This window comes from Pseudomonas sp. FG98 (assembly GCF_057808595.1).
On sequence record NZ_JBMDIJ010000120.1, the window covers coordinates 1 to 13,078 of the forward strand.

The window sequence follows — 13,078 nt, forward strand, 5'->3', positions numbered from 1 at the left end:
TGGCCGGATTGCTCTTGCGGGCCTCATCGCTGGCAATGCCAGCTCCCACAGGTTTTGTGTGAGGCCTGGATCCTGCGGCCGGCCCGGGAACCTGTGGGAGCAAAGCAGCTCCTATGGACCGCGCCGCACGGGTGGTTTGTGTAAACCGGAAGATGTGCTGCAAAGATCAGGACAAGCCCCATCACCCCCGCTTATCCATCATCAGCACTTTTAACCGCGCCGCTGAAAACACCCGCAATAATGGCCTCCCTCGCTTTCCCAACTCAGGAGCCCGCCCATGTCCGGCGAAAAGAACATCACCCGCTTGCTGACCGGCATGCAGCCATCGCTCAACCCCGGTGAATACGTGTTTTGCACCCTGGCCGATCCTTCGGCCCTGCAAGGCCGGCTGCCGGTCGGTACCTTCCGCGAGCAGGAAGGCCTGACCGTGATCATCGAGCGCGACACCGCCCAGGCCCTGGGCCTGGAATACAGCTACGTCGCCGCCTGGATCACCCTGACCATCCATTCCTCCCTCGAAGCGGTAGGCCTGACGGCAGCCTTCGCCACGGCGCTCGCCGAAGCCGGGATCAGTTGCAACGTGATCGCCGGCTATTACCACGACCACATCTTCGTGGCCCAGGAAGACGCGGAAAAAGCCATGCAGGTGCTGCACCGCCTGTCCCGCCCTTCAGCCTGAAGCCAGCGCTCAGGCGAACCGCTCCACCCGCGCCTCGGTCCGGCGCATCAGCACTTTGCCATGCCGTACCGACACCAGCGCATGCCCCTGGCTGCGCACCATCTCGTAATCGTCAGGCGCCGACAGCAGCAGCAGGTTCGCCGGGCGACCGACCTCGATGCCGTAACGCTCGCCCAGGTTGAGGGTGCGGGCGCTGTTGTCGGTGATCAGGTCCAGGCAGCGCTGCAGATCCTCGTAGCCGAGCATGTGGCAGATATGCAGCCCGGCTTCGAGGATGCGCAGGATGTTGCCGTTGCCCAGCGGGTACCAGGGGTCGACGATCGAATCCTGGCCGAAGCAGATGTTCATGCCGGCCCGGTCGATCTCGGCCACCCGGGTCAGGCCGCGACGCTTGGGGTAACTGTCGAAGCGGCCTTGCAGGTGGATGCTTTCGGTCGGGCAGGAAACGAAGTTGATCCCCGACAGCTTCAGCAGACGGAACAGCTTGTAGCAGTAGGCGTTGTCATAGGAGCCCATGGCCGTGGTGTGACTGGCCGTGACCCGGGCGCCCATGCCGCGCACCCGGGCCTCCTCGGCCAGCACTTCGAGGAAACGCGATTGCGGGTCGTCGGTCTCGTCGCAGTGCACGTCCACCAGGCAGCCGGTGCGTTCGGCCAGGTCCATCAGGAACTTCACCGACGATACGCCCTGGTCGCGGGTGTTCTCGAAGTGCGGGATGCCGCCGACCACATCGGCGCCGATGGCCACCGCCTCGGTCATCAGGGCTCGGCCGTTGGCATAGGACTCGATGCCCTCCTGGGGGAAGGCGACGATCTGCAGGTCGATCAGATGACGGACCTCCTCGCGCACCTCGACCATGGCCTTGAGCGCGACCAGGGTCGGGTCGGTCACGTCGACATGGGTGCGCACATGCTGGATGCCGTGGTCGACCAGCATGCCGATGGTCTTTTTCGCCCGGGTCTTGATGTCCTCGTGGGTGGTGATCTCCTTGCGCTCGGCCCAGCGTTCGATGCCTTCGAACAGGGTGCCGCTCATGTTCCAGTTCGGCTCGCCGGCGGTGAGGGTCGCGTCGAGGTGGATATGCGGCTCGACGAAAGGCGCGACCACCAGGTTCTGCCCGGCGTCCAGGTCGTCGGCGCTGGCCAGCGCCAGCACCTCGGCCTGCGGCTGGATGGCGGCGATGCGCTCACCGTCCAGTTCGATGCGGAACAGGCCCGGCTTGCCGCGCAGACGTGCATTGATGATGTTCATGGAGTTACTCCTGGTTCGGGTCTTCGCTCATGCGCCATACCAACAGGGCGACCGAGGCGTTCATGCGGAAAAGCGGGTCGTCGAGGGACTGCCCGCTCAGTTGTTCGATGCGCTGGATGCGCTGGTTGATGGTGTTGCGATGCAAGCCCAGGCGCTGCGCGGCCTGGAAACCGTTGCCGTTCTCCTTGAGCAGCGCGTCGAGGGTATGCACCAGTAAATGGGGGTGCTTGCGGCCAGGGGCGATCAGCGGGCCGAGGGTCTGGGCGACGAAATCGTCGATCAGCGAACGGTCGGCGATACCCTGCAACAGGCGCAGCACTCCCAGCTCGCTGAAGTCGCAGAAGCCGCTGGCCGGGCGCAAGTTGCGCGCCACGTCCAGGGCCTGGCGGGCCTCGTGCAGGGCCTGGCGGTAGTGGGCACAGTCGGCGGCGAGGCTCGACAGGCCCATTTGCACGTTCAGTTGCCCTGCCACCCCGGCCAATTGCCGATGCAATGCGGACAAGCTCGCGTGCAGTTCCGGCATCTCCGCCAGCAACAGTACGAACAGATCCCCCGGCAACTGCACGACCACCGCTCCAGCATGCTCGCGGCACCACGCCTCCAACTGGTCCTCCAGGGCCTGACGCACCCCCTGCCACAGGCGCTCGCCCTGGCTCAGGCCATGCTGCTCGAACAGGCCGTCGACCCCGGCCAGGCGCAACGCTACCAAACGGCGCGGCTGGTCCAGGGCAAGGTCGAGGTGCGCCGCGCGCTGGCGGGCGATGGCCAGGCTCGGGTAATCGCCGGTCAGCAACTGGCCGAGGATGTCGTTGCGGGTGCGCCGCACCTGGTTCATCTGCACCAGCGCCGTACCGATCAGATGGGTCACCACCACCATTTTCAGCGCATAGGGCTGCTCGATCAGCGGCAGGCCCAGTTGCTCGGCACGGGCAATCACCGCGGGCGGAATCGCATGCAGAAAGCTGCCGCCGGTAAGGATGACCATCCCGGCAATGCCCACCGCCTCGCCATCTTCCACCAGGCTCAGCAGGTTGGCTTCGCCACGGGGATGGTTGATGCCGGTGACGAACACCAGCTCGCCACCCATCACCCATTCGGCGATGCCTTCGTTCTCCGCCACATAGGGCCAGCGCACCCGTCGCGCCAGGTTGCGCGCGCCAGCACGGACCTGCATCTCCTCCAGGCCGGGCAGGTGCAGGATCTGGTCCAGTGCCAGGCTCACCGCTGGATCCCGGCCTGACCGGGGGCCAGACGCCGGCTCGCCTCAAGCAGGATCACATAGCACAGCGCCGACGCACCGATACCCACCAGCGGCGCAACCCACGGCGAGGCATAGGCCAGCACCGCACCGACGGCATAGGCGACCAGCCCGGTGAGGTTGTAGCGCGGCAGGCTGACGCTGGCCAGGGCCGGGTACTTGCCGCGATGGCGATACCAGAAGTCGGCCATGATCACCCCACCCACCGGCGGAATGATCGAGCCGAGCAGCACCAGGAACGGGATCAGCATCTCGTACATGCCGCCGATCGCCAGGACGATGCCCACACCGGCCGCCGCCAGGGTCGCGGTGCGCCGGCGCTCGCTGCGCAGCAGGTGGCAGGCTGCGGCCGAAACGTTGTAGATAGTCGGGCCCTGGATCGTCCAGAGGTTCAGGCACAGCATCACCACCGCCGCGAAGGACAGGCCCTGGAGCATCATCACCTCGACGATATCGGCCTGCTGGTAGACCATCGCGCACCAGGCCCCGGCCACCACCATCAGGCCATTGCCGAGCAGGAAGGCGACGATGCTGGCGGTTACCGCGACCCGGCCGCTGCGGGCCAGGCGGGTCCAGTTGGTGGCCTGGGTAGCGCCGCTGGCGAAGGTGCCGAAGACCATGGTTACCGCCGCCGAGAAGGTCAGGGTGTCATGCGGCATCACCGCCAGCAGCCCCGGGAAGCCGCCGGCATCGCGGGTGGCGATGACCATCGACACCACCAGCAGCACGAACATCAGCGGCACCGACACCCGCGACAGCACGTCCAGCCCTTTGAAGCCGATGATCGCGGTCAGGCTGAAGCCCAGGCCGAACAGCACCATCAGCGGAATACTGAAGCCCTCCGCCAGCCCCAGCAGCTTGACCAGTACGATCGCCACCGTGGCCGTGCCCCAGGCGTACCAGCCCAGTTCGGCGAAACCGAGAAGAAAGTCGGACAGCCGGCTACCCGCCTCGCCAAAGCAGAAGCGCCCCATCAGCACGGTGTTCAGGCCGCTGCGCGAGGCGATGAAAGCCAGCGCCGCGGCATACAGGGCCAGCAAGGTATTGCCGATGGTGGCGATCCACAGCATGTCGACGAAATTGAACGCCATGCCCAGCTTGCCGCCGGCGAACATGGTGCCGGTGAAGAAGGTGAAGCTGAACAGCACCATGGCGATGGGCAGCAGGCCCTTGCGCGCGGACTGCGGGGCTTCGGACAGCGGAAATTCGGTGGATGAGCTCATTGCACGGTGCTCCGGGTTGAAGTTGGGAGCAGGGAGAGCAATATGCGGGCCGCTTTTGCCAGGGCGGGCAGAGGCTGGAATACGGTGCAGCGCGCACAGAAGATACTGGGCATCTTGCACACTTAATGAGAAAAATACCCGATGACTATGTAGCAATTGACCTGATTCGAGTCAGTCGCGCACCAAACACAGGCACGGCAGATGTAGTCAGCACAGAGCGCCCGTCGGGAAACCGCATCAAGGCTGACAGGTGCATGTCGATGCTTTTCTAGCGCCCTCAAGATCGAGCGCCGCCCGCGCGGCGCATCGCCGGCAATCGGATCGCCGCCCGGCCGGCTCCCACATTTGTTGCAACGCGCCATGGCCTGTGAGATCTCCGCTGCCAGCCTTGGATGTTAGGCGATCTATCGCGGGGAAGCCGTTGGGCTCGACGCGATACCGCGTCGTACCAACAAGGCGAACAACCATGGCCTAACAGACATAGGTACGTTGAAACAAATGTGGGAGCCGGCCGGGCGGCGATCCGATTGCCGGCGATGCGCCGTGCGGACGGCGCTCGATCTCAAGAACGCTGCAAGATTCAAGGCAGACGCCTGGCAGCCTTGATGCGACCTACGGACAGGCACTCTCACCAAAAGAGGTGTATCAGCCCCCTACTCCACCTCCAGGCTATACCCCACCCCATACACCGAGCGGATCGGGTCCTGCGCCACCGCCGCCAGCTTGCGCCGCAGGTTCTTGATATGGCTGTCCACCGTGCGGTCGGCGACCACCCGGTGGTCCTGGTAGATGTGGTTCATCAACTGGTCCCGCGACAACACGTGGCCCGGCCGCGTCGCCAGGGCGGCCAGCATGCGGAATTCCACCGGGGTCAGCTCCAGCGCCACACCCTTGAAGCGGGCCTGAAAGGTCTGCGGGTCCAGCTCCAGGCCAGAACTGCCGCCTTGCGCACCACTGCGCCGCAGCACCGCCTTGACCCGCGCCACCAGCTCGCGCGGGGAAAACGGCTTGCAGATGTAGTCATCGGCGCCCAGCTCCAGGCCCAGCAGGCGGTCGATCTCGTCGACCCGGGCGGTCATCATGATCAGCGGCATCTGGCTGAAGCCGCGCAGCTCGCGGCAGATGTCCAGGCCATCGCGGCCGGGCAGCATCAGGTCGAGCAGGACCAGGTCGAAGGCCTGCTGACGCAGGGTCGGGATCACCGCCAGGCCCTCGGCCAGGTGCTCCACGGTGTAGCCGCCGGCACGCAGGTAATCGCCCACCAGTGCCGCCAGCTTGGGTTCGTCTTCCACCAGCAGGATGCGTCCGTGGCTCATGAGTGTTCTCCGGCAGACGGCAAGGTCAGGGTCAACAGCAGCCCGCCCAGGGCCGAGGCTTCGGCGGTGAGCTTGCCGCCATGCACTTCGGCGATACCCCGGCAGATCGCCAGGCCCAGCCCGGTGCCACCGCTGGCCCGGTTGCGCGAGCGCTCGGCGCGGTAGAAACGCTCGAACAGGCGCTCCAGGGACGCCGGATCGACACCGGGCGCCGAGTCCTCGCACTGCACATGCACCTCGTCGCCGACGCGCACGGCACGCAATATTGTGCGGCCACCGGGATCGGTATAGCGCCGACTGTTTTCCAGCAGGTTGTGCAGCAGTTGCCCGAGGCGGGACTCATCGCCGAACACCCAGAGCGGATGCTCCGGCAACTCCAGCTCAAGGCTGACCCCGCGTTCGCCGAACCCGGCGCGGAAGGCTTCGCTCACTACCGGCAGCAACACCCGCAGGTCGATACGCTCGCGACGGTAGGTCGGCCCGCCGACCTCGGCCAGGGACAGGTCGAACAGGTCGTCCACCAGCTTGGTCAGGGCGCCGACCTCGCCCTGCAACGAGCGCAGGGTGGTGGCGTTGAGCGGGCGGATACCGTCTTCCATGGCTTCCAGTTCGGCACGCATCACCGCCAGCGGGGTGCGCAACTCGTGGGAGATATCGGCCATGAAGTCGCGGCGCATGCGTTCGTTGCTGGCCAGGGTCGCGGCCATGCGATTGAAGTCGCCGGCCAGTTGCCCGGCTTCGTCACTGGAGCGTACCGGCACCTGGATCCCGTAGTCGCCGGCGGCCAGACGGTGGGTGGCGCTGGCGACCTCGCGGATCGGCCGCAGCAAGGCGCGGGTCAGCCACCAGGCAATCACCGCGGTCGCCAGCAAGCAGGCCAGGCCGATCAGCAGGCTGGAGCGCAACTGATTGAGCTGGAAGCGCCGGTCGCCGACGCTGGTCACCGATTGCAGCGGCGCCAGGGCCATCCAGCCGACCACTTCGCCCTGATGGTGAATCGGTCGCAACAGCATGTCGCCGGAGGCCGCCTGGTAGCCGATGATCGGCTGGCGCCGGGCATCCAGCAGGGCAAAACGGACGAAGGCGCCGGTCAGGTCGGACACGCTCAGCCGCGTCGGATCGAACACCCCCGCCGGCTCGGTTTCCACCGGGCGCAGCAGTTCGAACCACTGGTCCTGGTCGCGGCGGATGAAGTCCCAGCTGCCATGCCGGGCATAGGCCTGCTCGATGCGCGGGACCAAACCGTCCATACGCTCCTCGGCCTGCTGGTTGAGGTAGCCGAGAAAGCCGTATTTCAGGCTCAGGTAGGCGGCGAACACCATGCCCAGCACGGCGAAGGCGCAGACGGCGAGCATGGCCAGGAAGAACTTGCGGGACAGGCTGATTTTCATGAAGGCGCCAGGAGGTGGGCAATGGACGCATTGAAGCCCGCACGACACGGCGCGGCAAGGCCGCCGCTTGAATCTCCTAGATTTCTGCACATTGCCTGCACAATTGCCGCGCACGCTGGCCGCCATACCTCTTATCGGTCTGGAGTCCACGGATGCCTTCCTTCACTTGTTCCCCCTTGCTGCGCGCCCTCACCGTCGGCATGGTGCTGATCGCCCTTGGCGCCTGCCGCCAGGACACTCCCGCCGGCGCACCCGGCAAACTACCCGGTGGCCCCGGCGCAGAAGTCCAGCAGGTCGCCGTGCACCAGGTCGCCAGCAGCCCGCAGACCCTGACCACCACCCTGCCCGGCCGCGCCAGCGCCCATTTGGTCGCCGAGATCCGCCCGCAGGTCGGCGGCATCATCCAGAAGCGTCTGTTCACCGAGGGCGAGACGGTCAAGGCCGGCCAGGCGCTGTACCAGATCGATCCGCAGTCGTACCAGGCCGCACTGGCCGAAGCCGAAGCCAGCGTGGCCTCGGCCAAGGCCACGCTCAAGGCCGCCGAGCTCAAGGCCAAACGCGACGCGCAACTGGTGCAGATCGACGCGATCAGCGCCGAGGACAACGAAACCGCCCAGGCCTCCCTGCTCCAGGCCAAGGCATCGTTGCAGTCGGCCGAAGCGGCGGCGAAGACCGCACGGATCAACCTCGGCTACACCCGCATCACCTCCCCCATCGACGGCCAGACCGGCACCTCCTCGGTGACCCCCGGCGCCCTGGTCACCGCCGAGCAGACCAGCGCCCTGACCACGGTGCAGCAACTGGACCCGATCTACGTCGACTTCACCCAGCCCAGCAGCACCCTGCTGCGCCTCAAGCGCGAGCTGGCCGAAGGCAAGCTGGCCCCGGCCGAACAGAAGGACGCCACGCGCATCGACCTGGCTCTGGAAGACGGCAGCGCCTACGGCCATGAAGGCACCCTGACCTTCAATGGCGTCACCGTGGATGAAAGCACCGGCAGCGTCACCCTGCGCGCCCTGGTGCCCAACCCGAACGGCCTGCTGCTACCCGGCATGTACCTCAAGGCGACCCTGCGCGAAGGCGTGCAGCAGGACGCCATTCTCGTCCCGCAGCAAGGCGTGAGCCGCGACGAGCGCGGCGATGCCACGGCCCTGGTGGTGGTCGACGGCAAGGTCGAGCAGCGCCAGTTGACCCTGGCCCGCGCGGTCGGCAACCGCTGGTGGGTCAGCGCCGGTCTGCAGCCCGGCGACCAGTTGATCGTCCAGGGCCTGCAGAAGGTCCGGGTCGGCCAGCAGGTGCAGACCGTCGACGCCAACCTGACCGCCAGCAAGAACTGAGGACGCGCCCATGGCCCGCTATTTCATCGACCGCCCGATCTTCGCCTGGGTCATCGCCATCCTGGTGATGCTCGGCGGCGTGCTGGCGATCTTCCAGCTACCGCTGGCCCAGTACCCCAACATCGCCCCGCCGCAGATCACCCTCAGCGCCACCTACACCGGCGCCTCGGCCAAGACCATGGAAGACTCGGTGACCCAGGTCATCGAACAGCAGATGACCGGCCTTGAAGGCCTGACCTACATGTCTTCCAGCAGCAGTTCGGCGGGCAGTGCCAGCATCACCCTGACCTTCGAGGCCGGCACCGATATCAATACCGCGCAGATGCTGGTGCAGACCAAGCTGGAACAGGCCAAGGCGCGCCTGCCGGAAACCGTGCAGCAGCAAGGCATCCAGATCCGCAACTCGGCCAGCGACTTCCTGATCATCTTCTCGCTGGTCTCGGACAACCCCGAGGTCAGCGCCACCGATATCAGCGACTTCATCTCCAGCACCCTGTACGACCAGATCAGCCGGGTCAGCGGGGTCGGCCAGGTGACCACCCTGGGCTCCAGCTACGCCATGCGCATCTGGCTCGACCCGGACAAGCTCAAGCAATACGCGCTGATGCCCTCCGACGTGAGCAGCGCCCTGCAAAGCCAGAACGTCGACACCTCGGCTGGCCAGCTCGGTGCCCTGCCCGCGCTGCCCGGCCAGCAACTCAACGCCACCATCAATGCGCGCAGCAAGCTGCAGACTGCCGCGCAGTTCCGCGAGCTGGTGCTGAAGTACGCCAGCAACGGCGCAGTGGTGACCCTGGCCGACGTGGCCCGGGTCGAACTGGGTAGCGAAAGCTACGACGTGGTCGCCGAGCACAATGGCCGCCCCGCCGGCGGCATGGCCATCAGCCTGGCTACCGGGGCCAACGCCCTGGACGTGTCCGAGGCAGTGCAAAGCAAGCTCGCCGAGCTGGAAAAGTTCTTCCCCAGCCAGTTGCAACTGCGCGCCGAGGTGGCCTACAACACCGCCCCCTTCGTGAAGATCTCCATCGAGGAAGTGATCAAGACCCTGTTCGAGGCCATCGCGCTGGTGGTGCTGATCATGTACCTGTTCCTGCAGAACCTGCGCGCCACCCTGATCCCGGCCATCGCCGTGCCGGTGGTGCTGCTGGGCACCTTCAGCGTGCTGTCGCTGCTGGGCTATTCGATCAATACCCTGACCATGTTCGGCATGGTCCTGGCCATCGGCCTGCTGGTGGACGATGCCATCGTGGTGGTGGAGAACGTCGAGCGGATCATGACCGAGAAAGGCCTGTCGCCACGGGAGGCAACGCGCCAGTCCATGGGCGAGATCAGCAGCGCGCTGGTCGGCATCGCCGTGGTGCTGTCGGCGGCGTTCGTGCCGATGGCCTTTATCGGCGGTTCCACCGGGGTGATCTACCGGCAGTTCTCGGTGACCATGGTCGCCGCCATGACCCTGTCGGTGCTGGTGGCGCTGATCCTGACGCCGGCGCTGTGCGCCACCCTGCTCAAGCCCGGCCATGGCGGCGAGCGGCGCGGCTTCTTCGGCTGGTTCAACCGCAGCTTCGAACGCGCCTCGCTGCGCTACCAGGGCAGCATCGGCCGCCTGCTGGCAAGGCCGCTGCGCGCCCTGCTGGTGTACGCCCTGGTACTCGGCGGCGTGGCACTGATGTTCGAGAAGCTGCCCAGCGCCTTCCTGCCCGACGAGGACCAGGGCATGTTGATGGTCGGCATCACCCTGCCGGTGGGCGGCACCGACGAGCGCTTGCAGGCGGTGACCGCCGAGGTGCGCGAGTACCTGCTGACGCAGCCTGAAGTGGCCTCGGTGCTGACCGTGCGCGGCCTTGGCAATGGCGGCAACGCACAGAACTCCGGACGCGGCTTCATCAAGCTCAAGGACTGGAGCGAGCGCCAGGGCACCGAGCACAGCGCGGCGGCGGTGGCACAACGGGCCAGCCAGGCGCTGGGACGGATTCTCGATGCCCAGGTGTTCGTCATGGCGCCGCCGGCGATCCAGGGCCTGGGCGAGAGTTCCGGCTTCGACGTGCAGTTGCAGGACCTGGGCGGCCTCGGCCATGCCGAATTGCTCAAGGCCCGCGACCAGTTCATCCAGTTGGCCGCCCAGGACCCGCGCCTGGCCATGGTCCGCGCCCAGGGTCTGGAAGACACGCCGCAACTGAACATCGATATCGACGACCGCAAGGCCGGCGCCATGGGCGTGGCCGCCAGCGATATCAACGACACCCTGAGCGTGGCCATGGGCGGCAGCTACGTGAACGACTTCCTCGATGCCGGGCGGGTGAAGAAGGTCTACCTGCAAGGCGAGGCCGGCAACCGCATGCTCGCCGAGAACCTCGGTGACTGGTACGTGCGCAACGACAGCAATGCGATGGTGCCGATGGCCTCGTTCATCAGCACGCGCTGGAGCAATTCGTCGCCGCTGCTGGAGCGTTACAACGGCTTTGGCTCGTTCGAGCTGGTGGGCGAGCCGGCCCCCGGCGTGAGCTCCGGCGATGCCATGGCCGCCGTGGAAGAAATCATGGCGCAACTGCCGGAAGGCATCGGCTACGCCTGGACCGGCCAGTCCTACCAGGAACGCCTGGCCGGCAACCAGGCGCCGCTGCTCTACGCCATCTCGATCCTGTTCGTGTTCCTCTGCCTGGCAGCCCTGTACGAAAGCTGGTCGGTGCCCTTCGCGGTGATGCTGGTGGTGCCCCTGGGCATCCTCGGCGCGCTGCTGCTGACCGGGGTGCGCGGGCTGTCCAACGACGTCTACTTCCAGGTCGGCCTGCTGACCACCGTGGGCCTGGCGGCGAAAAACGCCATCCTGATCGTCGAGTTCGCCAAGGAAGCCTACGAGCGCAGCGGCGACCTTCTGGCCGCGACCCTGGAAGCGGTGCGCATCCGCCTGCGTCCGGTATTGATGACTTCGCTGGCGTTCATCCTCGGCGTGCTGCCGCTGGCGGTGAGCAGCGGCGCCGGCGCTGGCGGGCGCCAGGCCATCGGCACCGGCGTGCTCGGCGGCATGCTCGCCGCCACCCTGCTCGGCCTGTTCTTCATTCCCCTGTTCTATGTGCTGGTACAACGCCTGGCCGCCCGTCGCGCCAGCGCCACTGCCGAAGGAGTCAACTGATGCGCCTGTCCTGTCTGTCCCTGCTGATTGCCCTGGCCCTGGGCGGCTGCGTCAACCTGGCACCGGACTACCAGCAACCGGCAGCGCCGGTCGATACGCAATGGCCGGTGGGCAGCAGCGCTGGCGAAGCGGCTGCGGAGATCGACTGGCGCAGCTTCTTCGTCGACTCGCGCCTGCGCGACACGGTGGCCCGGGCCCTGGCCAACAACCGCGACCTGCGGGTGGCTGCGCTCAACGTCGAATACCAGCGCGCGCAGTACCGCATCCAGCGGGCAGCGCAGTACCCGTCGCTATCGGCCACGGCCGATGGCACCCGCCAACGGGCGGTGAGCGACGGGCAAAGCCTGGTCAGCAGCCAGTACAGCGTCGGCCTGGGCATCAGCAATTACGAAGTGGACCTGTTCAACCGCCTCGGCAACCTCAAGGACGCCGCGCTGGAGAACTACCTGGCCCAGGAGGAAACCCGGCGCAGCACGCAGATCGCCTTGGTGGCGGAAGTTGCCAACGCCTGGATGACCCTGGCTGCCGACCAGCAGTTGCTCAAGCTGGCCCAGGACACCTACGACAGCCAGCAGAAGACCTATGGCCTGGTCAAGCAGAGCCATGGCCTCGGCGGCGAGTCCGGTCTGAGCCTGGCCCAGGCGCGCAGCACGGTGGAATCGGCGCGGGTGCAGGTGGCCAACTATGAAAGCCAGGTGGCCCAGGACCGCAATGCCCTGCAACTGCTGGTGGGCGAGAGCCTCGACCCGGCCCTGTTGCCCGACGCCCAGGCGTACCACGCTGCGCTGTTGGTCACGGTGCCGGACGGCCTGCCCTCCAGCCTGCTGACCCGGCGGCCGGACGTGCTTGCCGCCGAGCACAGCCTCAAGGCGGCCTACGCCGATATCGGCGCGGCACGGGCGGCGTTCTTCCCCAGCATCAGCCTGACTGCCAGTGGCGGTACGGCCAGCAGCGAGTTGTCCGGGCTGTTCGGCTCGGGTAGCCGGGCATGGAGTTTCGCCCCGTCGATCAACCTGCCGATCTTCAATGCTGGCAGCAACAAGGCCAGCCTTGAGGCGGCGAAGATCACCCGGGATATCGATGTGGCGACTTACGAGAAGACCTTGCAGACCGCCTTCAGCGAAGTCGCCGATGCTCTGGCCGTGCGCGCCCATGTCAACGAGCAGCTCGACGCCCAGCGCAGCCTCACCGAAGCCAGCCAGCGCAGCTACGACCTGTCGCTGGCGCTGTACAAGCAGGGTTCGGACAGTTTCCTCGAAGTGCTCGATGCACAGCGTTCGCTGTACTCGGCGCAGCAATCGCTGATCAGCCTGGAGCTGTCGGAGCAGGCGAACCGGGTGACCTTGTACAAGGTGCTGGGTGGAGGGTGGCAGGGCTGAAAGTTTGCGGAGCAGCTTGTGGGAGCGGGTTCACCCGCGATTGCAGTAGTGGAGTCACCTGCGCTGGTCTAATGACCCCGGACACCTCAATGGGTGAAAATCCCCCCACTGAGG

At 66.4% G+C, this 13,078-nt stretch carries 9 protein-coding genes; 4 read left to right on the forward strand and 5 right to left on the reverse strand.

What is annotated here, in order from left to right:
* Positions 1 to 277 precede the first annotated feature (277 nt).
* Positions 278 to 679: an ACT domain-containing protein gene (locus tag ACODSK_RS30595; protein WP_489021590.1), complete on the forward strand. Its 402-nt coding sequence runs from the start codon at positions 278 to 280 to the stop codon at positions 677 to 679.
* 9 nt (positions 680 to 688) lie between these two features.
* Here the strand turns inward: ACODSK_RS30595 and codA are convergent, their stop codons facing one another.
* The 5 genes from codA to ACODSK_RS30620 form a co-directional block, all read right to left on the reverse strand.
* Positions 689 to 1,930 (reverse strand): cytosine deaminase, encoded by a 1,242-nt coding sequence (codA, locus tag ACODSK_RS30600; RefSeq protein WP_489021592.1) that lies wholly within the window; start codon positions 1,928 to 1,930, stop codon positions 689 to 691.
* 4 nt (positions 1,931 to 1,934) lie between these two features.
* Positions 1,935 to 3,152: a PucR family transcriptional regulator gene (locus tag ACODSK_RS30605; protein ID WP_489021594.1), complete on the reverse strand. Its 1,218-nt coding sequence runs from the start codon at positions 3,150 to 3,152 to the stop codon at positions 1,935 to 1,937.
* Entirely contained in the window at positions 3,149 to 4,411 is a 1,263-nt protein-coding gene (codB, locus tag ACODSK_RS30610; RefSeq protein ID WP_489021596.1) for a cytosine permease, read from the reverse strand. Before codB ends, ACODSK_RS30605 begins: the two co-directional genes overlap by 4 nt.
* A 653-nt stretch (positions 4,412 to 5,064) precedes the next feature.
* Positions 5,065 to 5,727: a response regulator gene (locus tag ACODSK_RS30615; protein WP_489021598.1), complete on the reverse strand. Its 663-nt coding sequence runs from the start codon at positions 5,725 to 5,727 to the stop codon at positions 5,065 to 5,067.
* Positions 5,724 to 7,118 (reverse strand): ATP-binding protein, encoded by a 1,395-nt coding sequence (locus ACODSK_RS30620; protein WP_489021600.1) that lies wholly within the window; start codon positions 7,116 to 7,118, stop codon positions 5,724 to 5,726. The genes ACODSK_RS30615 and ACODSK_RS30620 overlap by 4 nt, the downstream gene beginning before the upstream one ends.
* Positions 7,119 to 7,270: 152 nt before the next feature.
* Between ACODSK_RS30620 and ACODSK_RS30625 the strand changes: the two genes are divergently transcribed.
* The 3 genes from ACODSK_RS30625 to ACODSK_RS30635 are packed head-to-tail and all read left to right on the forward strand — an operon-like array spanning position 7,271 to position 12,964.
* The gene (locus tag ACODSK_RS30625) at positions 7,271 to 8,455 is read left to right on the forward strand and encodes an efflux RND transporter periplasmic adaptor subunit (RefSeq protein WP_489021602.1); all 1,185 of its coding nucleotides are present in this window, start codon (positions 7,271 to 7,273) and stop codon (positions 8,453 to 8,455) included.
* Positions 8,456 to 8,465: 10 nt separating this feature from the next.
* Complete coding sequence (locus ACODSK_RS30630) at positions 8,466 to 11,585, forward strand: efflux RND transporter permease subunit (protein WP_489021604.1); 3,120 nt, start codon at positions 8,466 to 8,468, stop codon at positions 11,583 to 11,585.
* A complete protein-coding gene (locus ACODSK_RS30635; protein WP_489021606.1) occupies positions 11,585 to 12,964 on the forward strand; it encodes an efflux transporter outer membrane subunit in 1,380 nt (459 codons plus the stop codon). Before ACODSK_RS30630 ends, ACODSK_RS30635 begins: the two co-directional genes overlap by 1 nt.
* Positions 12,965 to 13,078 lie beyond the last annotated feature (114 nt).